Annotated in this window: 24 protein-coding genes and 1 pseudogene; 8 read left to right on the top strand and 17 right to left on the bottom strand. The window is 63.3% G+C overall.

Features of this window, described 5'->3' with window-relative positions:
• Window positions 1-171: 171 nt before the first annotated feature.
• Complete coding sequence (locus tag D1F64_RS08910) at window positions 172-570, top strand: hypothetical protein (protein ID WP_117412156.1); 399 nt, start codon at window positions 172-174, stop codon at window positions 568-570.
• Window positions 571-660: 90 nt separating this feature from the next.
• Here the strand turns inward: D1F64_RS08910 and D1F64_RS08905 are convergent, their stop codons facing one another.
• The 3 genes and pseudogenes from D1F64_RS08905 to D1F64_RS08895 all read right to left on the bottom strand — a co-directional run bounded on the left by D1F64_RS08905 (window position 661) and on the right by D1F64_RS08895 (window position 3,464).
• Window positions 661-1,365, bottom strand: coding sequence for an outer membrane beta-barrel protein (locus tag D1F64_RS08905; protein WP_162901434.1), 705 nt, complete (start codon window positions 1,363-1,365; stop codon window positions 661-663).
• 246 nt (window positions 1,366-1,611) lie between these two features.
• Window positions 1,612-1,980: a DUF971 domain-containing protein gene (locus D1F64_RS08900; RefSeq protein ID WP_248304677.1), complete on the bottom strand. Its 369-nt coding sequence runs from the start codon at window positions 1,978-1,980 to the stop codon at window positions 1,612-1,614.
• A gap of 49 nt (window positions 1,981-2,029) precedes the next feature.
• A pseudogene (locus D1F64_RS08895) lies at window positions 2,030-3,464 on the bottom strand (deoxyribodipyrimidine photo-lyase).
• Between the two features lie 217 nt (window positions 3,465-3,681).
• Between D1F64_RS08895 and moaA the strand changes: the two are divergent.
• Window positions 3,682-4,761 carry a GTP 3',8-cyclase MoaA gene (gene moaA, locus D1F64_RS08890; protein ID WP_117412153.1) on the top strand — a complete coding sequence of 360 codons (1,080 nt, stop codon included), beginning with the start codon at window positions 3,682-3,684 and terminating at the stop codon, window positions 4,759-4,761.
• Window positions 4,762-4,777: 16 nt separating this feature from the next.
• Window positions 4,778-5,059: a hypothetical protein gene (locus D1F64_RS08885; protein ID WP_117412152.1), complete on the top strand. Its 282-nt coding sequence runs from the start codon at window positions 4,778-4,780 to the stop codon at window positions 5,057-5,059.
• Window positions 5,060-5,068: 9 nt separating this feature from the next.
• Here D1F64_RS08885 and D1F64_RS08880 read toward each other — a convergent pair whose 3' ends face one another.
• The 4 genes from D1F64_RS08880 to D1F64_RS08865 all read right to left on the bottom strand — a co-directional run bounded on the left by D1F64_RS08880 (window position 5,069) and on the right by D1F64_RS08865 (window position 11,531).
• Window positions 5,069-5,872 (bottom strand): transglutaminase family protein, encoded by an 804-nt coding sequence (locus D1F64_RS08880; RefSeq protein WP_117414515.1) that lies wholly within the window; start codon window positions 5,870-5,872, stop codon window positions 5,069-5,071.
• A 363-nt stretch (window positions 5,873-6,235) separates the two neighbouring features.
• Window positions 6,236-10,063, bottom strand: a complete 3,828-nt coding sequence (locus D1F64_RS08875; RefSeq protein ID WP_117412151.1) for an SIR2 family protein — start codon at window positions 10,061-10,063, stop codon at window positions 6,236-6,238.
• Window positions 10,064-10,098: 35 nt separating this feature from the next.
• Window positions 10,099-10,959: a DUF3306 domain-containing protein gene (locus D1F64_RS08870; protein ID WP_117412150.1), complete on the bottom strand. Its 861-nt coding sequence runs from the start codon at window positions 10,957-10,959 to the stop codon at window positions 10,099-10,101.
• Between the two features lie 32 nt (window positions 10,960-10,991).
• Window positions 10,992-11,531 carry a DUF3305 domain-containing protein gene (locus D1F64_RS08865; protein WP_162901433.1) on the bottom strand — a complete coding sequence of 180 codons (540 nt, stop codon included), beginning with the start codon at window positions 11,529-11,531 and terminating at the stop codon, window positions 10,992-10,994.
• Window positions 11,532-11,808: 277 nt separating this feature from the next.
• Between D1F64_RS08865 and D1F64_RS08860 the strand changes: the two genes are divergently transcribed.
• The 3 genes from D1F64_RS08860 (at window position 11,809) to D1F64_RS08850 (ending at window position 14,852) form a co-directional block, all read left to right on the top strand.
• A complete protein-coding gene (locus D1F64_RS08860; RefSeq protein ID WP_248304676.1) occupies window positions 11,809-13,887 on the top strand; it encodes a 4Fe-4S dicluster domain-containing protein in 2,079 nt (692 codons plus the stop codon).
• Between the two features lie 442 nt (window positions 13,888-14,329).
• Complete coding sequence (locus D1F64_RS08855; protein ID WP_117414513.1) at window positions 14,330-14,539, top strand: hypothetical protein; 210 nt, start codon at window positions 14,330-14,332, stop codon at window positions 14,537-14,539.
• A 103-nt stretch (window positions 14,540-14,642) separates the two neighbouring features.
• Window positions 14,643-14,852, top strand: coding sequence for a hypothetical protein (locus tag D1F64_RS08850; RefSeq protein ID WP_162901432.1), 210 nt, complete (start codon window positions 14,643-14,645; stop codon window positions 14,850-14,852).
• 92 nt (window positions 14,853-14,944) lie between these two features.
• On the opposite strand, the gene D1F64_RS08845 is transcribed toward D1F64_RS08850, so the two are convergent.
• Together D1F64_RS08845 and D1F64_RS08840 are read right to left on the bottom strand one after the other, a co-directional pair.
• A complete protein-coding gene (locus D1F64_RS08845; RefSeq protein WP_117412147.1) occupies window positions 14,945-15,241 on the bottom strand; it encodes a DUF3144 domain-containing protein in 297 nt (98 codons plus the stop codon).
• Window positions 15,242-15,336: 95 nt separating this feature from the next.
• Entirely contained in the window at window positions 15,337-16,749 is a 1,413-nt protein-coding gene (locus tag D1F64_RS08840; RefSeq protein ID WP_117412146.1) for a multicopper oxidase family protein, read from the bottom strand.
• 483 nt (window positions 16,750-17,232) lie between these two features.
• Between D1F64_RS08840 and D1F64_RS08835 the strand changes: the two genes are divergently transcribed.
• A complete protein-coding gene (locus D1F64_RS08835) occupies window positions 17,233-18,984 on the top strand; it encodes a HAMP domain-containing methyl-accepting chemotaxis protein (protein WP_205470706.1) in 1,752 nt (583 codons plus the stop codon).
• A gap of 225 nt (window positions 18,985-19,209) precedes the next feature.
• Here D1F64_RS08835 and D1F64_RS08830 read toward each other — a convergent pair whose 3' ends face one another.
• Window positions 19,210-20,070, bottom strand: a complete 861-nt coding sequence (locus tag D1F64_RS08830; RefSeq protein ID WP_117412144.1) for an NAD(P)H-binding protein — start codon at window positions 20,068-20,070, stop codon at window positions 19,210-19,212.
• Between the two features lie 110 nt (window positions 20,071-20,180).
• Here D1F64_RS08830 and D1F64_RS08825 point away from each other — a divergent pair, with 110 nt between their 5' ends.
• Window positions 20,181-21,089, top strand: a complete 909-nt coding sequence (locus D1F64_RS08825; protein ID WP_117412143.1) for a LysR family transcriptional regulator — start codon at window positions 20,181-20,183, stop codon at window positions 21,087-21,089.
• 208 nt (window positions 21,090-21,297) lie between these two features.
• Here the strand turns inward: D1F64_RS08825 and D1F64_RS08820 are convergent, their stop codons facing one another.
• From D1F64_RS08820 to D1F64_RS23240, 7 genes are all read right to left on the bottom strand, one after another.
• Window positions 21,298-22,185, bottom strand: a complete 888-nt coding sequence (locus D1F64_RS08820; protein WP_117412142.1) for a DMT family transporter — start codon at window positions 22,183-22,185, stop codon at window positions 21,298-21,300.
• 136 nt (window positions 22,186-22,321) lie between these two features.
• The gene (locus D1F64_RS08815; protein WP_117412141.1) at window positions 22,322-23,338 is read right to left on the bottom strand and encodes a DUF6352 family protein; all 1,017 of its coding nucleotides are present in this window, start codon (window positions 23,336-23,338) and stop codon (window positions 22,322-22,324) included.
• Window positions 23,331-23,822, bottom strand: a complete 492-nt coding sequence (locus D1F64_RS08810; protein ID WP_205470704.1) for a DUF6505 family protein — start codon at window positions 23,820-23,822, stop codon at window positions 23,331-23,333. Before D1F64_RS08810 ends, D1F64_RS08815 begins: the two co-directional genes overlap by 8 nt.
• A gap of 4 nt (window positions 23,823-23,826) precedes the next feature.
• On the bottom strand, window positions 23,827-24,465 hold the full coding sequence (locus D1F64_RS08805; RefSeq protein WP_162901431.1) for a biotin/lipoate--protein ligase family protein: 639 nt from the start codon (window positions 24,463-24,465) through the stop codon (window positions 23,827-23,829).
• Window positions 24,466-24,689: 224 nt separating this feature from the next.
• Entirely contained in the window at window positions 24,690-24,881 is a 192-nt protein-coding gene (locus tag D1F64_RS08800) for a DUF6494 family protein (protein WP_117412139.1), read from the bottom strand.
• Between the two features lie 146 nt (window positions 24,882-25,027).
• Window positions 25,028-26,023 carry a trypsin-like peptidase domain-containing protein gene (locus D1F64_RS08795; RefSeq protein WP_162901430.1) on the bottom strand — a complete coding sequence of 332 codons (996 nt, stop codon included), beginning with the start codon at window positions 26,021-26,023 and terminating at the stop codon, window positions 25,028-25,030.
• Complete coding sequence (locus D1F64_RS23240; RefSeq protein ID WP_162901429.1) at window positions 26,013-26,177, bottom strand: hypothetical protein; 165 nt, start codon at window positions 26,175-26,177, stop codon at window positions 26,013-26,015. The genes D1F64_RS08795 and D1F64_RS23240 overlap by 11 nt, the downstream gene beginning before the upstream one ends.
• Window positions 26,178-26,197 lie beyond the last annotated feature (20 nt).

Genomic DNA, 26,197 nt, shown 5'->3' with positions numbered 1-26,197 from the left:
GGTCCTGATCTGAACAAGAAGCCGGCCTGGAGTGATCCAGCGCCGGCTTTTTTGTGTCTCGCCTGGGACACATCTGCAGCGCCATTGCCGGCCGCCCCTTGCGCCGATGAATTCCTGTTGCAATCATTTCTCCCTGTTCGGAGCGCAGGCGTGATTGAAGGGAGAGCAATCATGGACGAATGGCGCGTGACCGGTGCCGCAATCCTTGGCGCCCTCGTCATCGTGCTGGCGAGCACGGGCGCGCTCCGGGCCTCGGCGCTGAGCGAGCGCGGACGGCACCTGGCCGAGACCCATTGCGCGCGCTGCCACGTGGTCAGCGAGCAGACCCGCATGGGCGGCATCAGTTCCACGCCGTCGTTCATGATCCTGATCAAGGCGCTCGAGGACTGGCGCAACCGCTTCGCGACCTTTTTCGACCGGCCGCCGCATCCGGCCCACATACGCTTCGAAGGCGACGCGGAACGCCCTGAGGATCTGCCCGCCACCATCGCCGAGGTAATCCTCAGCCACGCGGACGTGGACGCGCTCCTCGCCTATGCCGACCAGTTGGCGGCGGACACGAAGGACTGACGCCCGAAACAGATGCGGCGGCCCGAGGGCCGCCGTATCTGTTTCCGTATCCGCGCGCGTGCGCTCCGAACGAGCGCGCGGAAAGCCTGATTACATGGCGCTGAGACCGCTGAAGCGCCAGACCAGTGCCGCGCGCACCGTATTCGTCTCCAGGTCAGCGCCTTCGGGCGTGGCGCCGATCTGGAACAGCTCGCTGCCATATTGGCCGTACATATACTCGACCCGGCCCGTCAGCGAGCCGCCGCCGATCTGCAGGCCGAAAAGCCGGCTGAGGTCGGCCTCCACACCCGCACCAACCACGAAGCCGGTCAGGAGTTGACTGTCGCGGGTCGGTCCGCCGCCAATGCTGTCGAAAATCTCGAGATCCGCGAAACCCGCACCTCCGGTGACAAACGGCATCCAGGTATCGAATGCATAACCGAGCCGACCGCGAACGGTCGCGATATAATTCACATCCGCGCTCTGCACGCCCACAACGCCGAAATTCTTCGGCCCTTCGGAAATGTCGCCGAGGGTAATGTCAGCTTCAAGACCGAACACAAAATTGTCGATCTGATGATTGTAGCCAACGAGCGCGCCACCGGCGAAGCCGGATGGTTCGACGACAAGCGGCACGCCTGGCCCCAGATCCCAATCGGTCTGGCCATCCACGTAGCCGGCATGCACGCCGAGATAGAATCCGGACCAGTCCGTTGCAGTTGCCCGCTGCGAGTAGCTGGGATCCGCGGCCTGCGCGCTCCCGGCCGCGGCCGCCATCAGAGCCGATACAGCCGCACCAAGAAGATACCTGTTCACGATTGTCACTCCGCCAAAATCAATCTCTGAAAGCCGATGCGAACGCCGGTACTCGCCGTCCGGGCAGACAGCGGCGCCTGGCCGCTCGTCACCAGGGCAGAGCCACGAAACCTTGGGAAAACCATCGCGGACGCTGCGTTAGAATAAGAAGTATCGCAATATTTTTGGCGGATAAACCGGAAACATCCGTAAATCAACGCATGAGCGACCAAGCTTCCGCAGCGTTGCATTCACGCAACTCTCGGCTCAGCCCTCCCGCTTCAGCCCCTTGGCCTCGAGATCCTTGAGATAATCACCCCAGATCGTCTCGAACTCGCGGCCCAGCCGCAAAAGGTAGTCCCAGGAAAAGATGCCGGTGTCGTGCATGTCGTCGAAGATCAGTTTCACCGCGTAGTTGCCGACCGGCTCGATCTTCATGATCCCGACATCGCGCTTGCCCGGCATGGTCTGTTTCTGGGCGGGCGAATGCCCCTGCACTTCCGCGGAGGGTGAGGCGATGCGCAGATATTCCGCTGCGAGCGCGAAGCGCTCGCCACTGTCGAAGCCCACCGTCAGTGTCTTCTTGTCCTTGGACAGCCGCAGCTCGCTCGGCCAGGGCTTCTTGTCGTCGCTCACGGGCATCTCCCTTTGTGGTGGCGCGACGATACGCAGGCGCACGCAAAGGTCAAGCGGCGCTCTCCGCCTCCGCGTGCGCCCCTTTCACCGCCTCGTAGCCGGCAAGCGCCGCCTGGCGCGCCGCCTTGTGATCGACGATCGGGCGCGGATACTCCCGGCCCAGTTTGATGCCCGCCGCCGCCAGCGCCTCGGGCGGCGCCTCGAAGGGCGCATGGATGTAGCGCGTCTCAAGCGCCGCCAGTTCCGGGCACCAGCGGCGGACATAGACGCCGTCGGGATCGAATTTTCCGCCCTGGCCGATGGGCGAGAAGATGCGGAAATAGGGCGCGGCGTCGGCGCCCGAACCGGCCACCCACTGCCAGCCGGCGGCGTTGTTGGCGAGATCCGCGTCCACCAGCGTGTCGCGGAACCACGCCTCGCCCTTACGCCAGTGGATGCGCAGGTGCTTGACCAGGAAACTCGCCGCCAGCATGCGCACGCGGTTATGCATGGTGCCGGTGGCCCAGAGCTCGCGCATGCCCGCGTCCACCATGGGATAGCCGGTGCGTCCCTCTTCCACGCCTCCAGATCCCCGGCACTCTCGCGCCAGGGATAGGCGTCGAAACCCGGCTTCCAGTTCTCCGACGGCAGGTTGGGGAAATGATAGATCAGATGCTGCGAGAACTCGCGCCAGCCCACTTCGGCGAGGAACTTCTCACCGTCCGCCCGAGCGACGGATCGCGCGCCATGGCCGCGCGGGTGCGCGCCCAGACCTGGCGCGGCGAGATCTCGCCGAAATGCAGATGCGCCGACAGCCGCGAGGTGCCTTGGAGGTCGGGCCGGTCGCGCAACCGGGCGTAGCCGCGCAAGCCGTCGTCGAGAAAATCCGCCAGCCGCACCTGGGCGCTCGCCTCGCCCGGCGTCCAGAGCGCGTCCCAGCCTTCGGCCCAGTCCGGCGCTTTGGGCAGCAGGCCAAGCTCGCCGAGCGTCTCGCTGTCCGCGTCGCGCGCCAGCGTGAGCGCCTGCGGGCGGGGCAGCGGCGGCGGCACCTCGAGCGCGCGCGCGGTGCGCCAGAACGGCGTGAACACCTTGTAGGGCCCGCCGCCTCCCGTCGTCACCTCCCACGGCTCGAACAGCACGCCCGCCTTGAAGCTGCGCGCCTCCAGCCCGGCCGCCCCCAGTTCATGCTTGATGTCGCCGTCGCGCGCCACGGCATGGGGCTCGTAGCAGCGGTTCCAGAAGACAGCCGAAGCGCCCGCGCGCCGCGCCAGATCCGGCAGCACGAGGCGCGGATCGCCGCGCAGCAGCGTCAGCCCGCCGAGCGAGGTCTTGAGCGCCGCAAGCCCGTGATGCAGCCACCAGCGGCTCGCCCCGCCCAAGGGATGCGGATCGCGGCCCTCATCCAGAATGAAGACGGGCAGCACCGCGCCCTTGTCCGCCGCCGCCGTCAGCGCGGGGTTGTCGGTGACGCGCAGATCCTGGCGGAACCAGACAATGGTGGTCATGCTCTCTCCTGGCGATCGCCGGAACCGGGCGGGCGGGCGATCAACGCATCGTGACCGGTATACGACCGCACCGCGCCATCGGATCACCCGAAGCGGGCTTAAATGCGCAGCAGCTTTGCTCAAGGGCACTCTTGCTCCTTGGCAAAAAACCATTACCTTCCAACATCACGACAAGAAAGCGGGCCGCGCGCGCGGACCCACCGTAAGGGAGAGTTTCATGGCGGATTGGCCGATCAGCGGGTTTCCCGTGCACCCTGCCACTGACGCGGCTGCTGGGGCGGGCGCCGGGGCGGGCGCTCCTGCGTCCCTGATCGATCCGTTCGGCCGCGAAGTCAGCTATCTGCGCGTCTCCGTCACCGACCGCTGCGACTTCCGCTGTGTCTACTGCATGGCCGAGGACATGACCTTCCTGCCCAAGCGCGAGGTCCTCAGCCTCGAGGAACTCGACCGGCTGTGCTCCGCCTTCATCGACAAGGGCGTGCGCAAGCTGCGGCTGACCGGCGGCGAGCCGCTGGTGCGCAAGAACATCATGAGCCTGTTCCGCTCGCTCGGCCGGCACCTGGATACCGGCGCGCTGGACGAACTCACCGTCACCACCAACGGCTCGCAGCTCGCCCGCTACGCGCAGGAGCTCTACGACTGCGGCGTGCGCCGGGTGAACGTGTCCATGGACACGCTGGACGAGGAGAAATTCAAGCGCATCACCCGCTGGGGCGACCTGCCCAAGGTGATGGCGGGCCTGGAGGCGGCCCGCGCCGCCGGCCTGCAGTGCAAGATCAACGCGGTGGCGCTGAAGGGCGTCAACGAGGACGAGATCGAGGGCATGATGGCCTGGGCGCACGGCGAGGGCTACGACCTGACGCTGATCGAGACCATGCCGCTGGGCGAGATCGACGGCGACCGCACCGACCAGTATCTGCCGCTGTCCCAGGTGCGCGCCCGCCTCATGGACCGCTACACGCTCGAGGACATTCCCTACAAGACCGGCGGGCCGGCGCGCTACGTCACCGTGAAGGAGACCGGCGGCCGCATGGGCTTCATCACGCCGATGACCCACAACTTCTGCGAAAGCTGCAACCGGGTGCGCGTCACCTGCACCGGCATGCTCTACATGTGCCTGGGCCAGGACGACAGCGCCGATCTGCGCGCGCCCTTGCGGGCCTCGGAAGGCAACGAGCTGCTCAACCAGGCGATCGACGAGGCCATCGGCCGCAAGCCCAAGGGCCACGACTTCATCATCGACAGGCGCAGCAAGACCCCCGCCGTCGGCCGCCACATGTCGGTGACGGGCGGTTAGCCGCAGCGGGCGCGTCATGAACGGCACTCATTTCCTGGATTCCTTTCGCGCCCGCGGCCTCGCCGTAGCCGTGGCGCTGCTCGCGGCCTCAGCCCTTGGCTGGATCAACCGCGCCGCCCTGCTGCCCTCCGAGCAAGCCACCGCCGGCGCCGGCAACCCCGAGTTGGCCGCCTGCCTCACCGAGCGCGTCGGCGCGGTGGAGACCATGCGCGCGGAGGCCATCCTCAACGACGCCCAGTACAAAGCCTTCAAGACCCGCGCCACCGACTATTGCCGCGCGCAGTTTCCGGGCGAGTGAGGGCGCGCCTCAGGCCTCGTCGGTCCAGACCTTGAAGCCCGCAAGCGTGTTGACGCCGAAGGTCGTGGTGATCGCCACGTCCGCGGCGTCCCTGCCCTGCGCCAGCAGGACCCGGCCCAGCCGCGGCTCGTTGTTGCGCGGATCGAACATGTGCCACTCACCGCCGAGATAGGCCTCGAACCAGGCGGCGAAATCGCCCGGCGGATGGGGTCTCGGCGTGCCGAGGTCGCTGAGATAGCCGGTGCAATAGCGCGCCGGGATGTTCAGCGCGCGGCAGAAGGCGACGGCGAGATGCGCGTAGTCGCGGCAGACGCCGCGGCGGTCGTCATAGGCCTCGAACGCCGAGCGCGTCACCCGCGCGTGCTCGTAGCCGAAGGCGATGTGGTTGTGCACGAAGTCGCACACCGCCTGAACGCGCGCCCAGCCCGGCTCCGTCTCGCCGAACAGGCTCCACGCCAGGTCCAGCAGCCGGTCGCTGTCGCAAAAGCGGCTGGCCAGCAGAAACACCAGCGTTTCCTCCGGCAGATCCTCCACCGCGTGCTGGTGCGCGCCGCGCGCCACCGGATCCGGCAGGCCGCTGTCGCGGATCACCGCGTCGCAGGAAATCGTCATGCGCCCCGCCGGCGCGAGCAGCCGGCTGCACCAGTTGCCAAAGCCGTCGCGATAGCCCGAGACCGGCACCGAGGGGCTAACGATCATGTTGTCGGGGCGCGCCAGGTCGGAGACCCGCGAGAAATGCACGTTGAGCATCGCAATCAGCGGTGTCGGCTGGGGAAAGTCGTATTGCAGTTCGTAGCCGATGCTCAGGTTCATCATGGTCTCCGCTGGGCCCGCCCGGCCCGGATGGGCAGGACGGCGCGCCAGGATTTGGGTCGCAGGCAAGGCGAGATGATCGGCAAACGGGCGCCGCGGCGTCCGGGCCGCTCAATCCTATCAACCCGGCGCCCCGCCCGCCAACGCATTCGGCCAACGCATTAGGGCCGCGTGAAGAGAGCCGGCGCACTTCAGCGCGCAGGGTCCCGCCCTCAACGCGCGGAACGCGGAAGGGTTCCGGGGGGGCGAGGTGGAAGGGGCGGGTTGGCTCGATCATATGGAAGGCGAGCCCTGAAAGATGGTGTCCGCGGAGATGGGCCGAGCGAAGACAATTGGCTTCGGTAATCTCAGTGTCCCGCCTTATCAGCGCGCATCCCATTTCCGCTTGAGTTCAATTAGTCGCTCGTCGCTGTTGAGGGCGCTGTCGGCCTCACCAATACGGGTAATCGTTGCATCTATACCGTAGGGCCAAGCGGCAACGTTGTCCGGGAGCGCAGCATGAAGTAGCTCTAATGTTTCGCGAGGGTGCAAATCTACAATATTGTCGCGAGATCGGCGAAGGTTTGGAAGCATCAAATGGTCACGGTCAATTTTTGTGAGCAATGGTAGAACAGCCGCCGCCAGTTCTGGAAAACGTGCTTCGTCGGAAAAAGCTATGTCGCACAATCGAGCGGATACGATGCCCGATTTGGCTGCAATCTGCCTTGGCCAAACGTTGCGCAAAAGATCGAGCAACAGTGGCGCCCAAGTTTCTTGTTTTTCTTTGGCCCAACGTTCCGCCTGCCACAAAATGCGAGAACGAACATCATCGTTTGAATTTAACAGAACATTGCGCAATTCTTGATCGGATACCCATTTTTCGCCCGTATCATCGTCGGTCAATGCCCATGCAGACAATATCAGACCTGATAAAGTCTCAGCGTGACCTCGGCGTTCAAGATTACTTGACACGGCAAGTCGCAGCATGTGCGGCTTGAGGTTTTCGAACAACTCACGCCCTTCGGCTTTGCCTCCCCAAAGAAAACCTCCCCAAAAGGCCTCTCGGTCCTGCTCGACGCTTGAATCCAAGGCCGATAGTAAGTTGACGTACGTCCATTCCGGGTCCACGGCAAAAAACCAACTCAGATTATGCGCAAAAATAACAAGGGCATGCCGATGAAGGTCGTCGGGTAAAGCCAACAAGCCTTGTACGAGTCGCAACCACTCTTCAGGAAGTCCTTGTCCTCTTGACAGGCCATCCTTTTGTGGATCGTCAAAAAGTGCCTCGGCCAGTTTTCCGGTAGGCGAATTGATCGCCTCCATCGTCCAATCGATTTCTTTGTTGCTCCGAACAACTGATGAGGTACTTTCATCTGTTTCCAGCGACAGCACCTCAATGGCCTTTAAGAACAATCGCTTGAATATATCGGGATATTTTTTTGCGAGGACCTTTGCTGACTTTTTTATCCATTCGGCTACGGGGCGAATTATTGAGGTCAACTGAGACGCAGAATAACGCGCAAGTTGTTCTCCTATCAGTCCAACAAACCTCGTTCCATCCGTTTTCCGGCGGTCAGAATCCAGGAACGCCCTCCAAGCCCAGTCAGGAAAGCTATCCCGTTTTGCTTCCAGCCTTAGTGCCGCAAACGCACGTGCTGGATACGCTGCTGAAAGACCCGCAAACGGATCGTACTGAACCAATTCGCTCCCCTGCCTCCCGGAGAGTTCCATCGCCTTCGCAAGCGTAGTGCCCAATGGTTCATTCAAAAGTGCGGAATGATCAGTCTCTGTTCGAACCCAGCCACCATGCCCTTCCAGCGATTCAGCGGCCCCTCTCGCATATTCGGGTTGCCACTTTGGAACCTTCTTACGCAGTTCTTCAGTGGTTTTTTCCAAGTTCAACTGCAGTATGCAACCCTCCTCATGGAGCCAGTTCAACCTGTTGACACTGGCCCAAGCTTTCCTCTCTTCAAAATGGCCATCTTCTTCATCCGACCACCGCTCTGGACCATGAAGAATACGCTGCTCAATTTCGCTTCTGTCATCCAAACCTAATTCGATCCATCTGGAGGAAAGCGCCAAAAGCAAATCCCGAGCATGGTATGCATCCCAAAACGCCTTCTCAGGCAATTTCCTGATGGCATCTCCAAACTCTTCACTGGTTACAAGCCTGTCTTGCCCCAATGCCCAAATTCTCAATCTGGCAAATATGGTGGCGTCTTCGATGGACCAGCACTGAAATTCGGTTCTCGCAGCATCCAGATTCAAGTCCATCAATCTCTGAAACTGGCTGATGAAGTAGAGAACCCACGCCGACAAACCGTGAGTTCGGGAGTACGAATCTCCGTCGGGATTTTCATCTGGAGTTATTGGACAAATGTCATTCAAACCATATCCGCCAAATTCATTTTCCAATTCCAACGCTGTTTCGAGGTTCTTACGCAAGACAATCACAACCCGTTCAATCCACTCGTCGGGAATTGATATATTACGTGGCAAGTCTGTGTATTCGACATCAAGGCTAATAAGGTCTTGTAGGCGAATTTCTTCTTTGAACCCAGGAACCGGGCCTCCCCAGTGATTCTGCTTCACTTTTACGCATGGTTGCCCGAGATCAGCAAAGCGCCGTTGAATGATCTCATTCCACCCGCTGGCTACGATGGCGGTTCCCAACTCATACCAACCTCGTCGAATTTCTGTGCGGTCTACCTCCCAATAATCGGAGAGATAACGCCATGCCTCGCGGACCGCCGCTGGAATTCCCGGATCAGATTTTTCCAGCTGCCAAGTGATTTTCTGTAATATTTCCGGATGCAAACCGAGCTGACGAACAGCCCACCAAACAGTCTCTGGCTGATGTGCAATTTTGCTGATCCAGAAACCAAATTGAGCTTGCCTGGCCGGTAGACGCGGCGGTTGCCGGGACCAATGCCCCCGTAATGAGCTAGTATTATCGTCCCTAAGCCCAGTACGGTCTAACTCATTCAGAGCAAACCCATCCCATACCTCGTTGGGCACTTCGCGCTTGGAATAGTTATCTTCCGGGGTGCTTTTTTCAGGAATCGGGTCTGAGTCGAGTGAATAAAGTTCAAAAGGATCTATGTATGGACCCTGCTCCATGAAGCCGCCCTGCCGGCCCGGCTCAGCGAATCTCCGAAAAGGATCAAAAACACAAAGCCATGTAGCTGGAGGAGGACTGTCTCCTTCTGCAAACTTCCGTACGCCTTCAATTGTGGAGACGATATGGGCAACCTGCCCTCGTTCATGAGGTTGCAGACTCTCTGGGCCTGACCTCGCCCGATCCACCACACCCTGCATCCATGCGTTGGGGTCATCTGCTCGAACGGCCCAAGCCTCTAATGTGCTCCAAAGCGCCGAGTGGCCATTCGCACTATCATAAGGAATCGCGGCAACACCTTTGTGTTGCCATCTGGAATTTGCGTAGTTTTCATCACCAGATTGAAACGCATATATCTCGTCTACAGATCCAGCTGTTCGGTGAAGTGCTTCCAGAAGATACTGCATAGGCGGGTCGTCCGCAGAATATCCGATGAAGACGACTGAGTATTTGCGTAGGACACTTCGAACAAATGACGTCGCCCACCCGTCAGACAAATACGCTCTTCCGAACTCGGAACTTGAAAGGACGAAGCCATCTCCTTCGGCTCCATTACCCTCAGAGTTTATCTTTCCATGTAGATACACAATTCCATTGAGGTCAGTAGCACGCGATGGGTCAGGAAGCTTCGGCGGAGAAAAGGTCGTTAGGCCGGCGCGGCATTCATCGAACAGCCGATCAAAATTGGTTGTCACCAAACGAACCAAACCCTCTTGGGTGGTTGCAAGCCTCAGCAATACCTGATGTGCACTGAGGTCCGTTGGAATATTCGGCGTAAGTGCCCGCGCTACAGCTTCTTGAATATCGCGCGAAAAAAAATCACGTTCAAGTAAACCGAAAATTCTATCTGCGGAGATGAGACCATCGACACCCGTCCGCTGACCTATTTCTCTCGCTTCGGCAATGATTTTCATTGCCGGATCGTTTTCACCAACCCCAAGAGCACGGGTAACCGTAGTTGCCAGTTCAAAGAAGTCAGGCAACTTCGCCTTGGCGCGTGAAATGCCTGCGCCACAAAAAAACACGACGCGTCCTTGATCGCGAGCAAGAAGCAATTCGTCGGGTATTGAAGGGCCGCTCGCGATAAATCTCATCTCAAGCACCTCAAAGTGTGATGGGACAAGCTACGTTAGAGCCCCCTACTCCCAGTCCTTGAGCGCGAAGCGGCGGCGGAGGGGGACGCGGGGCGGGGCGTCAGGATCGGCCGCATTTGCGGAACCGGCGGCGGCATCATCGGGATCAGCCGCATCAAAGCGGCCGGCAACATCCGCACGACCAGCGGAACCGGCCACATCGGCACGACCGGCGGCATCCCCGAATGACCGGATGCGCCCCCGGATGCGTCGCCGGAGCCGGCATCAAAACCGTCGCCGGCGGATCCGTCCGGCGAGGCGTCATGCGTCCCGAAAGCCTCATCACGCTCCGCGTCCGCCCGCTCCGCCTGCTCCGCTGAGGCATCCGATCGCGCGTCCGCCTCCGCCCGGTCGGCCTCGGCGCGGGCCTCGCCGGCCTCGATCATCTTGCTGACTTCTTCCTTGGTCTTCTTCCTGTAGCCCCGGCCCGCCTTCCAGGCGGACTCGAACTTGGTCAGGATCGTGTCGGTGACGTTGAAATCCTGGTTGTAATCGTCGAGCCCGTCGATGGCGGTGATCACCGGATTGACGCTCCACAGCTTGCGCAGCGCGGCCTGGCGCAGCGCCTTGGGCACGCCGTCCTTCATGAACGGCTTGAAGTCGGTGGTCTCGTCGGCCGTGTCGAGATCGACCGCCTCGGCGGCGGCGCGGTTTTCCGCCTCGCGCCCGGCGCGTTCAGCCGCCGCGCGCTCGCGTTCCGCGCGCTCCTCGGCCGCGGCCTGCTCGGCGCGCGCCGCAAGCTCGTCAAGCTCCGGCTCGGGCGTGCCCGTGGCCGCCGCGTTCTTGCGCCGCGCCCAGCGCGACAGGAACGCGCCCTGCGCCGGAGCCTCAATGCCCTTGCGGTCGTCCTCGGCCATGCTCGCGTTTCTTCCTCAGCTCTGGTCCGGCCTCAGCTCTGGTCCGGCGCGTTGCCGGAGCGTTTGAAAATCGGCTCCTTGCCGAATTTCTGCTCCTCGATCCTCAGCTTGTCGCGCTTGCGCTTCTTGAATTCCTCCTGCGCGGGATGGGCGCGCACGAAGTCGACCAGCCAGGCGAGCAGTTCCGGCGGCACCGGCACCGGCTCGATCAGCCCCTCGCCCGAATCGGCATAGTCCTGCGCCTCGTAGGGACTGGCGGTGACGGCGGCGACCGCATAGGGCATGTCGCCCGCATCCGCCTCCTCGGCGTCGCGCAGCACCACCCAGAGGCTCGGCGCGTCGCGCGCCAGATTGACCCGATAGGCCTCCACCAGCTTGCGATGCAGGGTCACGGTGGCGTTGCCGGCGTGAAACCGCGTCACGTCGCCGTCGGCCACCAGCACGCGCCAGGCGTCGTCCTCGGGCGCATCGGTGAACACCGCCACCGGCCGCCACGACCATTGCGCCCAGCGGTTGTCGATCCGCAGCCGCTCGACAACCACGCCGACCCTGATTGAGACTTCCGCCTGCAAGGCGCATCCTTTCCCCGGTATCCCTCGCCCCGGCCCCGCGCGGCCCTGCGCGCTTGTGGCGCGTGATGCGATTTCCTATCGTATTTCTGTCGTATCTCGCCGCGCGCTCCGGTCCCCTCCGGCGCCGGCCCCGTCGAGCCCGCGCGGCAGCGGCATGAGTGCGTCGCCGCGCCTTGTATAGTAGGGGCGGAGAAACGGTTGGCAATGGCCGCGGGCGTGCGTAGAACGGAATAACGAGAGTATGTTCGGGCGAAGAGGCCCGGTGGGAGAGAGTTCGATGAAAATCGCCGGCCGCAAGCTTCTGGTGTGCAATTGCGAAGGCACGATGGATCTCGATCCGCACCGGCTGCGGGAGGCTCTGGGGAAATCGGATATCATCGAGGGCGGCGACCCGGTGATGCACCGCCACCTGTGCCGCACCCAGATAGAGGCCTTCGAGCGGGCGCTTGAGACCGGCGAGCCGCTGCTGGTCGCCTGCACCCAGGAAGCGCCGCTGTTTTCCGAGATCGCCGAGGAAACCGGCCCGCAGGAGGACGGCGCCGAGGAGCGCGTCCGCTTCGTCAACATCCGCGAACGCGCCGGCTGGACCGACAAGGGCCAGGACCCGCACGCCAAGATCGCCGCACTGCTGCACGAAGCGGTGCTCGACAGCGAACCCGCCGGCCTCAAGTCCATTGCCAGCGACGGGATGTGCCTCGTCTACGGCGCGGGCCAGCAGGCGCTGGACGCGGCGCGCGCGCTCAACGGCAAGCTGTCGGTGACGCTGCTGCTCAGCGCGCCGGGCGACATGATGCTGCCGTCGGTGATGGACGTGCCGATCTACCACGGCCGGGTGCGCAACACCTCGGGATCGCTGGGGCATTTCGAGGTGACGGTGGACGGCTACGCGCCGATCCTGCCGTCGTCGCGCGGCGAGCCGCAGTTCCTGATGGGCAAGGACGGCGCGCGCTCGCAGTGCTCCCTGATCCTCGATCTGTCGGGCGAGGCGCCGCTGGTCACCGGCTGGGAGAAGCGCGACGGCTACCTGCGCGCCGATCCGGGCGATCCGGCCGCCGTGGCCCGGGCGATCTTCGAGATCTCCGACATGGTCGGCACCTTCGAGAAGCCGCTCTACGTCTCCTACAACGCGGACATCTGCGCCCATTCGCGCTCCGGCAGGACCGGCTGCTCCATCTGTCTCGACGTCTGCCCGGCGGGCGCGATCACCGACGACGGCGACACTGTCGCCTACGACCACGCCATCTGCGCCGGCTGCGGCTCCTGCGCCGCCTCCTGCCCCACGGGCGCCGTCTCCTACGCCTTTCCGCGCCGCGCCGGCCTGATCACCCGCATGCAGGCGCTGCTGGGTCACTATCTGGACGCCGGCGGGACCAATCCCGTGCTGCTGCTGCACGATGGCGACCACGGCGGCGGGATCATCGCGGCCATGGCGCGCCACGGCCGCGGCCTGCCGGACAATGTGCTGCCCATGTCGCTGCACGCGGTGACCGCCACCGGGCACGAGAGCATCCTGGCGGGCTTCCTCGCCGGCGCGCAGCACGTCGTGTGGCTCGCCGATCCGCGCAAGGCAGACGAGCTGCCCGCCCTGCAACGCGAGCTGACCCTGGCCCAGGCGCTCGGCCAGGGTCTCGGCTTCGACATGGTTGGCCGCTTCAGCATTCTGGAGGAAAGCGACCCCGATCGCGTGGAAGCCGCGCTCTACGCGCTCGCGCCGCGCCCGGCGCTCGAGGCGAAGCGCTTCGCCCCTGTCGGCGGCAAACGCGACGTGGCCCGCGCCGCGCTGTCGCACCTGCACGCGATCGCGCCGGCGCCGTCCGAGGTGGTCGCCCTGCCCGAAGACGCGCCCTATGGACGGATCGCGATTGCGTCGGAAGGCTGCACCCTGTGCCTGTCTTGCGTCTCCGCCTGCCCCGCCAACGCGCTGGCCGACAATCCCGACCGGCCGCAGGTGCGCTTCACCGAGGCCGCCTGCGTGCAATGCGGGCTGTGCGCGGACACCTGCCCGGAAGGCGTCATCACGCTGGAGCCGCGCTATTCCTTCCGCGCCGACGCGTCCCAGCCCGCGGTGCTGCATGAGGAGGAGCCGGCGACGTGTCTCTCCTGCGGCAAACCCTTCGGCACGCAGTCGACCATCAACCGCATCACCGAGCGGCTCGCCGGCAATCACTACATGTTCCAGTCCAGCGACCAGATCAAGCTGATCCAGATGTGCGACGACTGCCGCGTCGCCGCCCAGTGGACCATGCCGAACAATCCGTTCGGCGGTGGCGAGCGTCCCCGCCCGCGCACCACGTCGGACTACACCAACGCCCGCGACAAGGGGCTCTCGGTCGATGATTTCCTGAAGGGCGAGTGATCGAATCACGCCGGACGCGCGCGCATGCAATCCGCCATGCCGGCGTCTCCGGCGGCCTGTGAGGCGTTTCGGCGCCCGTCAGGGCGCGCGGACGCGCGCTGCCCGGCCGGAACAGCCGCCTGTTTTTTTGGCATGATCGAGATTTATGCGGACTGATTTTCCAAAGTTTTTGGACAGCAAGCGCAAAGCACTCGGCACTAATTATCGATCTGCAATTTTTTCAGACAGAAGCCTGACAATTAATTCGGCGTTAACACTCTAGTCAGCACTATTTCTTAGAGGCAATGTCTAGGTGGTAGATTGCCGAATTGCTTCACCAGGGTGGAAACATCATCATCGACCAACGCCGCGAAGACGGCCGTCGAATTCGCGGCACCCAGCCACAGACTGCCAGGTGCTCGCATTCCGCACAGCCTCGAAGAGGCGCAACCTGGATCTGGTCATGCTTGTGCTCGCACTCTCCGTCTGCCTTTCCGCCGCGCCCGCCGCCTGCAAGGACGTCAATCTGACGTTCATGGCGGACAACGCCACCCCCATGCAATGCATCCGTATGGGGCAACCCGAAATCGCCAAATGGTCCGTCAGCCATCCCAAGTGGACGGTGAAGAAATGGCGCTGCGTGCCCGAAAGCCGCCTTTCCAAATCCGCCTGACGCCTCCCGGTGGGGCGCGGTCTCATCGGGGAGCGCGCCGCATCCAATACGCAGTTCGATATCCGACTACCCGGCTTTTCAATACGCAATGGGGACGATCGATATGCTGATACTTGCGCTTTCCGTCTGCCTGGCCCAGGCGCCCGAGACCTGCAAGAACGTGCATCTGCCGTTCTTCACCACCAACATTCCGGTCAAGGAATGCGTCCGCTACGGCGAGCCGGAGATCGATCGCTGGGCGCGCAAGCATCCCGAATGGACCATCAAGGACAGCGCCTGCCTGCCGTCCATGTCGCAGGAACAGCCGGCCTGACGCCTGCGGCGGTCAAACAGCAAGAGCGACCCGGCGCATTGCGGCGGGGCGGTTTGCGCCGCGGGCCGGGGCACGCCTCAGCTCGATCCCGGTCAGCCCAGCCCCGGATCGGCCAGGTGCTGACGCAGCATCTCGGTGTATTGCTTCACCATGTGCTCGACGAACTCTTCGTGGTTCTCCACCTCCATCACCGATTTGGCCACATGGGCGTTGTAGCGCGCGGCGGCGAAGAGAAAAATCATGTGCAACTGCGTGGCCGGAACCTTCTGGTTCTCGCGGTTCGCAACGTCGATGAACTTGCCCGCAAGTTCCAGAAACGCGGCGGCGTCAAGGTCCCCTTGCGCGCGCGCGGCGCGGCGTTCCTGCCGGTTGGCCGGTTTGTCTTCCATCCCTGATCCCTTGTCTTTTGTGGCGCGGGCGCGCTTCCCTCATGGAAAAGGCATAAAGCGCAAGCACCCAAAAGGCCAGCAGTGCACGCGCCTCTTCACGCCACCGCGAACCAGGTCCCCATTCCGGCCGCCTGATGCTCGAGCATGTGACAGTGCAGCATCCATTTGCCGGGATTGTCGGCGACGAAGGCCACCACCACCCGCTCGCGCGGCGCGACCAGAACCGTATCCTTCCACGCCTCTCCGGCGACCGGCGCGCCATTGCGCTCGAGCACGCGAAAATGGTGACCATGGATATGGATCGCATGCGGCCAGCCGGTATCGTTGATCATCGGAATCCGCACCGTGCGCCCACGCGCCGCCGACAGCAGCGGCGTTTGCTCCATGCCGACGACGCCGTTGAACGCCCAGGCCATGCCACGCCCCACAAGCGCGCGCATGTCCATCATTTCCCCGCCCATGCGCGCGCCGGCCATGCCACCCATGGCGCCGCCCTCCATCAGCAGGTCCTGCGACAGGGCGTCGCCGAGTTCAAGCCCGCGGACGAGCGGATTGGCGGCAAGCCGCATCGGCGCGTCCAGCGGATGCTCCCGAGCCGTCTCGCTTGGGTGATAGACGAATCGCGCGATTTCCAGCCCATCCTGTCCGCTGACTTCCTCAATGGAGGCCTTGGCTCCGGGCGCAAGCGCCATGTCGAGCATCACGTCGGCGCGTTCACCCGGCGCCAGGATCAGATCTCCCGCAAGGGCCGCGGGCTCCACCGGCTGGCCATCAAGAGCGATCAGCATCGGCACATGATCCGTGAACCGGAATGACAGAACGCGCGCGTTGGACGTGTTCAGCACCCGCAGACGCAGCCGATCGCCGGCCTTCACCGAAATGGTCTCGAAAGGCTTCCCGTTGACCGTCAGCACATTGCCCAGCCGGCCCGCATGGCTCCAGTCCATCAGGCTGCCAAAGCTTTCCTCATGCAGCTTGCCGGCCGAATCCAACCGCCAGTCATCGAAATTCAGCACCAGATCCTGATCGACCGCGGGCGGTTCCGGCTCGTCGACAATCAGCGTGCCATAGAGGCCGCGCGCGAGCTGCTCCCACGAGCGGTTGTGCGGGTGGTACCAGAATGTCCCCGCGTCAGGCGCGACGAAGTCGTAGTCGAAGGTCTCGCCGGGCGGCACGGCCTCCTGGGTCAGCCCCGCGACGCCGTCATTGGCATTATCGATGCGGATGCCGTGCCAGTGGATCGTGGTGGGTTGCGGCAGGCTGTTCTTCAGGCGCACGCGGACGCGCGCGCCCTGCTCAACCCTCAGGACAGGCCCCGGAACGCCGCCGCCAAAGCCCCAGATATCGGTCAGCGGGCCGCCGTCCTCAAGCAGGCTCGCGGTACCGGCGCGCGCTTCGATCTCGCGCATGATCATGGCCGGCGCGCTCGCGGCGCGGGCGAGGCGTGGCGCCGCGCCTGAGGCCAGAACGGCGAGGCCTCCGGCCAGAACCCGGCGCCGGTCAGGCATTCCATCACGATTGTGCACAGGCTTTTCTCCCTGAACCGGGCATCGCCCCGGTGTGATTGTGCGGCCCCGAAATCCCGCAGACGAAACGATCGCAAGACGCCGCGAACAGATCACCACTTTATGCGCGATCGGAGAATCCAACAATTCTCAACCGCCGGAAGGCGGCACTCCTTGACCTCGCAACTAAATGTCGCTTCGCAAATTCTATTCAATTTTCCACACCTCTATGTATTTGTTCGTAAACGAATGATTAATTGTATGTTAGCGAATATTCATTTTAATCGCCCAGTCGACATTTCAATAAAGTCGCACACAAAATACAATCTCATCAGCAATGTAAAAAATATCGAGACGGGAAATCTACAAACAAACGGAGCGAACGCCCTGCGCTCGCCCCTGAATCGAATAATTCGCTCATATTCACTTTACGCATTTCGCCCGAAATGCCTCTCTCACAGGACGAGGAAGAAGATGATTGGTTCCATGGCTGGCCTGATCAAGATACGTTCCGTCTCGACGAAAATATTGGGCCTGGTCGCCCTGATCAGTACGGCGACAATCGTTGTAGCCACCATCGGCATTCTCAAGATGGACAGTATCGGTCAGGAACTCGAGTCGATCGCCGAGAAGGACATTCCTCTCAGCGGAGCGGTCAACCGGGTCACCACCCACCAGCTTGAGCAGGCGCTGATGCTCGAGCGCATGCTGCGCTTTGGGAACATCAACGCGCCGGACGCCAGGAACCGGTTGGGTGATGTGGAGAAGAGTTTCGAGACGCTTGCGAAGAAGGTCGAGGCCGAAATCATAGCGGCCGAGAGAATGGCCGAGGAAGCGCTCTCGCATTCGGTCAGCGTGAAGGAAACCAACGAATTCAAGGCCGTGCTCGCTAGCCTCAAACAGATCGAGACCGAACACGCCGCTTACGACGAACATGTCTACGCCGTCATTGGCATGATCAACGACGGCAGGATCGCGGAAGCGGAAACGCTCGCGGAGCAGATCGTCGTGGAGGAGGAGAAACTCGATCACGAGCTGATCGCCTTGTCGGAGAATCTCGCGGGCTTCACGCTGGCCTCGGCACAGCTTGCCGAAGAGCACGAACACAGCGGCATCAGACAACTGGCCATGGTGTCCGTCGTCTCGCTGGTGCTGGGCGTGATGCTCTCGCTGGTTCTGTCGCGCAACTGCATCTCAACCCCGCTGCGCAAGGTGGCCGGAGCGCTCGACGAGTTGGCCAAGGACAACACCGACGTTCAACTGGACGTGCGCAGCCATGACGAGATCGGCCAGGTGGCCGTGGCCTTCGAGCGCTTCAAGGAAAACACCATCGAGATGAAGCGCCTGCGCGAGGAAGCCAAGGAAGAGGAAATCCGCATCGAGGAGGAAAAGCGCGACGCGACGATGCGGCTGGCCGATGAGCTGGAACGGACCGTGAAGTCGGTCTCGGACCGCATCGCCGGCGCCGTCGCCGAACTGGAAACCACGGCGCACGGCATGGCGGCCAACGCCACCCAGACCTCGCAGCGCGCAAGCGCGGTGGCGGCGGCGGCGGAACAGGCTTCGGCCAACGTCCAGACGGTGGCCTCGGCCTCCGTCGAACTCTCGGCCTCGATCGAGGAAATCAGCCGTCAGGTCTCCAACGCCATGCAGGAGACCACGACCACGACCCATCGGGCCCGGACCTCCAGCGAGACGGTCGAGGGGCTGTCCGCCGCCGCGCAGAAGATCGATGAGGTGGTCCGGCTGATCAGCGACATCGCCGACCAGACGAACCTTCTGGCGCTCAACGCCACCATCGAGGCGGCGCGCGCCGGCGAAGCGGGCAAGGGATTCGCGGTTGTCGCCTCGGAAGTGAAGATGCTCGCCACCCAGACCGGCAAGGCGACAGAGGACATCAGCCAGCAGGTCGGCGAGATGCAAAACGGATCGGCGCTGACGTCGGACGCCATCCTCGCGGTCGTCAAGGCCATCGCGCGCATCGACGAGCAGATCAGCGGCATCGCCTCGGCGGTGGAGGAACAGAACGCGGTGACCGCGGAAATCGCCCGCAACGCCAATGAGGTCGCGACAGGGTCCACGGACATCTCGGCCCATATCTCCGATGTGAGCCAGGCGGCGACCGACAGCAGCGCCAGCGCCGAACAGGTGATCGGCACGGTCGGCACCCTGTCGCAGCAGTCCGCGCTGCTGCAGGAAGAATTGAGCCGCTTCCTGATGACCATCCGCGCCGCCTGAAGCCGCGGACGAAGCGCTCGCAAGCAACCATGGCCGGCGTTCAGCGCCGGCCTTTTGCTTTGCAGCGCCGCCCGTCCGATGCTTAGGCGATGTACTGATCCCACCTCGGTTGGATGATCGTGAATTGGCGAATAAAACCACAATCGCCGTAAAGCGGCGCTTCGGTCGCATTGCGTCAACAGCGGACTTAACCCAGTTGCCCGCTATTATAAAAAGAGAGCCGCATTAGAGGTTCCTCTTCAGAAATGTCCTCATGTTCTCGGGTGCGCATCCCAGTATTTTAGCAAGTGCAGGATCAGTTGCCGCGAACTCTCCCGCATGGGCTGCGCGGTAATATCCCAGCATCACCGCTACTGCCCCATCAGGAATCCCTGCGGCCTGCGCATTCGCTTTCACATCCTCTTCGCTCACCACCGTCCTTGAAATGGGCTCGCCCAGAAGTTCTCCTGCGACACGCGCAAGATCGGCAAGGTCCAGGCACTCGCTTCCGGTGAGCGGCGCTGTCGGGCCGTCGATCGCCGCGTCCCCGACGAGCAGCGCAGCGTCGGCGGCCGCGAGGTCGTCATGCGTCGTCCATGCAACCTTGCCGTCTTCAGGACCTTCCAGCTTGCCCGTGTGGAAACCACGCTTGTTCATCATCAGCGCACTTGCCGCGTAGAAACCGTGACGCATTGCTGTCCAGGCAATACCCGACTCGGCCAGCATGGCCTCTGTCGCGGCATGATCACGGCCAGGCGGAAAATAAGACGTAGCCGAACTGGATACCTGACTTGTGTAGAAGATGCGTTCAACGCCAATTTCGCGTGCGACGCTTATGGCGGTGGCGTGCTGCGCCAACGGGTTGCCACCTGTTGCAGCGGCGTTGGAGGAAATTAGGAGAAGTCGTTTTGCACCGGCCCACGCATGACGCAGGCTGGCGGCGTCACTGAAATCGCCCTGGCGCACGCGCACCCCGCTTGCCGCCATATCCAAAACTTTGTTCGGATCACGCACGCTGACACCGATCTCCCTGGCTGACACATGACGCAACAGGTTTTCGACGATCTTGCGGCCGAGTTTGCCAGAGGCTCCCGTAACGATGAGCATCGCTGAATTCCTTTGAGTAAGAGTCCTGTCCGGACAGGCGGCTGTTGCAATCAACCTAGTTGCAGGCCGTTTTATTGATAATCCGCTGAATCTCGAATAGCCTGTTCTCTATGAAGAACAATGTCTCTCCGAACGACCTGCAGGTGTTCCTGACAGTGCTGAACGAAGGAGGGTTCCGGGCTGCCGCAAAACGGCTGGGGATTGCGCCATCGAAGGTCAGCACGACGGTCTCCCGGATCGAGAAGCAACTCGGCGTGCCGCTTCTCCTGCGAACCACCCGGAGCGTTCGGGCAACGGAACAAGGCCAGGTCCTGGCAAGCCGCATACAGCCTCTGATGACCGAAATGGAGACGGCTTGTGTAGAAACGGTGCACTCGGCAGACGTCGTAAAAGGGCGCCTGAAACTGAACGTTCCAGGTGCGGTCATGCCGGACATCCTGCCGCCCCTTATCGTGGAATACCAACGCAGACATCCGACCGTGGAGGTCGAGATCGTTATGGAGAACAGTCTCGTCGACATCATTGAGGCAGGATGCGACGCGGGCATCCGCTACGGCGCGTCCGTCGAGAAGGATATGATTTCCGTTCCAATCGGTCCTCGCGTGCAGCAGCTGGCGCTTGCGGCGGCGCCATTCTACATCGAGAAGCACGGCCTCCCTGAGACCCCACGTCAACTGACGCACCATTATGCGATCCGATATGGCCTGCCCGGCGGACCGCTTGTTCCCTGGGCGTTGCGAAACGGAGACAAAACGGAAAACGTCAAGCCGTTGACGCGACTCATTCTAAGCGTAAGCGCATTGAACACGGGACTGAGCTACGCCCAAGCCGGACTGGGCATTATCGGCACGTTCCGCAACTGGCTTGATGATGACCTCCGTGCCGGGACTCTGGTTCCGGTATTGCCCGACTGGTGGGCCGAGCACGAAGGACCGCGCCTCTATTATCCAAGCCGCTTCACATCGACACCGTTACGCGCATTCATTGATATGTGCCGCGACGAAACCCCGGTCCGGTAATTTTGGCCGGATTTCCGCTCAGGGCCAACTGCGGTCAATGGCGAGAAATGCATTGTCCGGCGGGAGAATTCCACGGCGGCAGACCCTTTATCTGGCTTTATGACGGAGGTCGAGGAACAGAACGTGGTGACCGCGGAAATCGCGCGCAACGCCAACGAGGGCGCCACCGGCTCCACGGACAGCAGCGCCGGCGCCGGCCTTTTTCAATTCAGCCTCGGGCCGCCTGGGCGCGGGCCTTGCGCTCGCGGACGAAGGTGTAGATCCCGGTGCCGATGATGATGGTGATGCCGGCCAGTGTCGCAGGATCGGGGTACTCTCCCCAGATCACGATGCCCAGCAGGATCGCCCACAGCACGATCGAGTAGCGGAACGGCGCCACCACGGAGATCTCGCCCGTCCGCATGGCGATGATGACGCTGACGAAACCCACGAGAATGAACAGCGCCGCGCCCGCCAGATAGGCCAGCGTCACCAGGTCGGGCATGATCCACACCTCGAAGGGCTTCATCAGCGCGCCGATGGCAAGCGTCGTGCCGGTGATGGAGGCCAGGGCCACCGAGAACGTCGGCACATGCGCGGGAATCCGCCTGGTCGACAGGTCGCGCAACGCCATGAAGAACACCCCCAGCAGCGCGCTGAGCGACCAGATGGTGAAGCCTTCCAGGCCGGGGCGGACGATCAGCAGCACGCCGCAAAAGCCGACCGCGATCGCCGTCCAGCGCCGCCAGCCGACGACCTCATGCAGAAAGATCGCCGAGCCGGCGGTGACCAGCAGCGGCAGAACCTGCAGGATCGCCGTGTTGACGGCAATCGGACTGCGGAACAGCGCCGCGAGATAGAACACCGTCGCCACCGTCTCGCCCAGCACCCGCAGGCCGACGGAGGGGCGGATCACCTGACGCATGTTGGCCAGCGCCCCGGTGTACCAGGCGGCCAGCGTCATGAAGGTGATGCCAAAGGCGCCACGCAGGAAGATCGCCTCGCCCTGCGGCAGTTGCTCGGCCGCCAGCTTGATCAGCGCGTCATTGAAGATGAACCCCATGGAGCTGAACAGCATCGCGATGATGCCGATTGTGTTGGGGCTCAGCTTTGTCATTGGACATCCAGACAGCGCTCAAGACCGGCGCCGGGCCGGCAGGGCGTGGAAAACACGGAAAAAATGGATCGGGCCGCGCGACTCCGCGCAAGCCCCATCATACCTACCGCGCGAAGCGCCGCATTGGCGAGCCCGTTCACGACAGCCGTTTCAGCGGCAGGTTCTTCAACAGGTTCTGCGGCTTGACCTTGAGAATGTTGCCCGGCCCCAACGCCATGCCCAGCCACACCGGCTTGCCCTTCATGGTGTCGATGACGTCGCCGCGCTCCTCGAAATCCATGCGGAACAGCGCCACGATGCGCGACTGTTCGGAATCCGTCAGCGGCGTGCCTTCATAGAGCGCGTTGAGAATGCGGGTGGCCTCCGCGTCCAGTCCCACATGCCATGACCAGTGCGGGTCCTTGATCGACTGCACCGGCTGGATTCGGACACGGGTCTGGTGAAAATGCTGCACCCAGGACTCCAGCACCCGCGCGAAGGCGTCGAGCGCGGGCTGGGTGAAGCGGAAATCAACGGCCGTGTCGAACCGGTCGGAGCGCGCCCAGTAGATTTCCTTGTTGTCGTCGTCAAGCACATCGAGCGCCACTTCGCGCGTCGGCGTGCCCGCCTCCATCAGCAGCGCGCCGAGACCGCCCATGCCGCCCGTCTCCGACATCATCTCGACGATTTCCGCGTCCGCCAGCATCAACTGCCCCTCGTCGGTGGAGACCGACTGGTCGCGGAACAGCAGCTCGCCGGCGCGCAGGCGCATCGGATCGGCCACCTTGCGCAGGATGTTGCGGGCGATCAGATGCACCATCTGGTCGATGAACATCGGCGGAATGGTGATGTTCTCCTCGCCCGCGAACAGCGCCGCGTAGGCCGCCTCGATGGTGCCGTGCTTCACCAGGAAATCGCGGAACCCCAGGATGAAGCGGTAGTTTTCCGCGGCGTCCGGATCCGCAATCGCGCTGATCTCGGAGGCGTCCACCGCCGCCATCGGATCGGCCATCAGCTTTTCGAACAGGTGCTGCTCGGCGGCGCAGGAGTCCTCCACGGGGTGGATTTCCGGCCGGGTGTAATAGGCGCGCAGATAGTCCGGCGTCACTTTCAGCCAGCCGCTGCCGTCGAGCTCCAGCAGATGCATGCCGGCTGATTTCCAGAACTCACGCATCGCCATCTTCCTCCACGTCCCACACACGCGCGTGCGGCGCCTCGCCGGGCATGGAGACCGTGCGGTATTCCTCGTGGATGCCGCCTTCGTCATCGAAGGAGCGGACAATCGCCAGCACCGTGTTCACCGGCTGGCCGTTGGCCAGTTCGCAGGCGAAATCGATCTCGCCGCGGGCGATCGGCAGCGCGGCGCCGCGATCCGGCGCCCCATAGGCGGCGACGAAATGATCCGCCAGCCGCAGGGACAACGACATGATTGTCTCGGCATCCGTCTCGCCGATGGTCACGAAAGTGGCATGCGAAAAGCTGTCGAGCGACAGGAAGCCGTTTGAGAACGCCTGTTTCACCTTGCCGGTGATGGCGGCTTGCTCGAGACCGGAAAAGACGAAACCGCCGGGCACCGCCCATTCGCCGGAGCCGGCCGCGCGCTCGAAGACATGGTCGTCGGAATTGTCGAAACGGATCGTGCGAAGAAATTTCGGCAAACGTCTACTCCTTCGCTTCGGCCAGGCCGGACGACGCCCCCAGCGCCGTCTCGACATGCAGAAGCGTCGTGCCGCCATCGGCGTTGAGAAGCATGTTGCCGTGATCGTCAAGACCCAGGAAGCGCCCCGTCACCTCGGCGCCCTCGTAGACAACGCCAATGCTCTCGCCACGGCCGTTGGCGCGGAACATCCAGGCTTCATGCACGGGCCGAAACCCCTCCTCGCTCCAGGTATGGATCCAGGTGAGCAGGTGCCGGCAATAGGATTCAATCAGCATGGTGCGGTCCAGCTCCACGCAGCCTTCGTCATACAGCGTGGTGCGGTCCATGGAGAAACCGGGCTCCGGGCCTTTCGGATCCGGCCGGATCGGCAAATCCATGCCGACGGCCATCCATGCGGGCGCGCCGTTCTCGTCTTCGTCCGGCGCAATGGCGAGTTCCATGGCGCCCAGCCGCGCGCGGTTGACATGGACGGTGCACGGCCAGCTCCAGGTGATCGCCACCTCGGGCGGCGCCAGCGCGCCGAGACTGTCGCCCAGCGCCACCATGGCCACGAACAACATCTCGCGGGCGCGGACCCGCTCCACGTCAGGCTCCAGCACCACGGCCAGTTGCAGACGGTCGAGATTGCGCGCCCAGACCACGTCCCCGCGCCGAGCGCGCCCGCGGCGGCTTGCGCGCAGGCGTGGGCGAAGGGCTGCACGGGCGCCTTGACCGAGTGGCCGGACATCAAGGGCGGGAAAACAGGATCGGGGAGATTCACGTTCAGGACTTCACTTCAAACACGCAGGACCAGACACGGGTGCCATCCCGGGGCGCCGTCACGGGGCGCCGTCAGGCGAACGGCACCGGATGCCGTCCTCATCATTCAGCCGAGGTCGATTTCGCCCTCAACGACGTGGGTGAGATCCGTTCCCTCAATGGTCAGCACGACCTTCGCCTTGAGCTTTCCGCTGGTCATGCCGCCTTCGCGCACCTGGCGTTCGATCGCCTGCTGCGACGTCACGCCGACCTGCTTGAGGAACTTGCGCATGGACATGTTGGAGGCTTCGTCGTTCATCGTTTTCTCCCGTCCGGTATGGTTCTTGTGGCGCCGGGAGCGCGCTCCCGAACCGTTTTCGTCTTATACGGCATTCAGGACGGCGCGTCGCGCCCCGCGGCATTTATTCCCGCTGTTTGCGACCGCGCACCCGGCAAGCGGCACGCTCACCGTGGGGGCCCGAGAAGACCGCCCAAGGGCACGCGCACCGTCTCGCCGTCGCGCACAAGGCTCAGCGCGCCCTGCCCGTCAGACCGCGCAAGAAGCCCCCGCAGACCCTCGATCGCGGCAACCCGCACCGGCCCGACGGCGGTGACCAGATCGCCCACGGCAAGCCCTGCCCGCTCCGCGCGGGAGCCGGCTTCAACCCGGAGCACCCGCAATCCGGCCGGTCCCGAGGTTCCTGGCTGCGGCTCGCTCTGCAGCACCACGCCGAGCCGCAGATGCGCGATCGCATCATGCTCGTCGTATTGGCGCAGCAGAGCGGCGAGCAACGGCGCAGAGACCGCGAAATTCACGCCGATGTCCGCATCCGTGCCCTTGGTGAAGATCGCCGAGAGCAACCCGACGAGATGGCCCTGCGCATCGACCAGCGCGCCGCCGGAGGCGCCGGGATTGACGCTGGCGTCGGTCTGCACGAAATCCTCGATCGGATTGAAGCCGGCGCCGGCGCGATGGATGGCGGAGACCACCCCGCAGCTGACCGAAAGCCCCAATCCGAAGGCGTTGCCGATGGCGCAGACGGGTTCGGCCGGCTCCGGATCGCCGTCCCGCGCAAGCAGGATCGGCGGCAAGGGGCTCGCGATTGTCAGGATGGCGACGTCGGTTTCCACATCGCGAAAGGCGAGTTCCGCCGGCATCACATCGCCATTCTCCAGGCGGATGCGCAGCGTCCGCGCCGATCCGATCACATGATTGGCCGTAAGTACGGTGCGCCCATCGCCGACCACGACGCCGGAGCCTTCCGGCTCCTCGACCCGGCCGGCGTCTTGCGGCCAGTCGGGCAGAACGGAGACCACGCTTTGCCGCGCCTTGGCGACGGCCGAGACCATGGACTGGTCAAAGGCGCCCGCCGGCGCGCACAGGCACAGCGTGAGGGCCGCCGCGATGGTCCAGACGCGCTTTCCCGCTCCCCGCAATCTCGAGGGATTGTCAGTCGGCACCGGGCCGCTCTCCCATCCCCGGCGACAAGCGCACCGAGCCATGGTCGGACTGGTAGACGGCGGAAGAGGAGAAATCCATCTCCAAGGACAGAATGGCCCAGGCGCCAATGCCGATCACCGCCATCGCAGCCAGACCCAAAACGAATGCCTTCATGGCGTATGTGCTCCAAGCTT

Origin of the sequence: Breoghania sp. L-A4, from assembly GCF_003432385.1 — a bacterium.
Lineage (GTDB): Bacteria > Pseudomonadota > Alphaproteobacteria > Rhizobiales > Stappiaceae > Breoghania.
The sequence above is the reverse complement of the archived record's forward strand: the minus strand, read 5'-3'. Positions and strand labels throughout refer to the sequence as shown.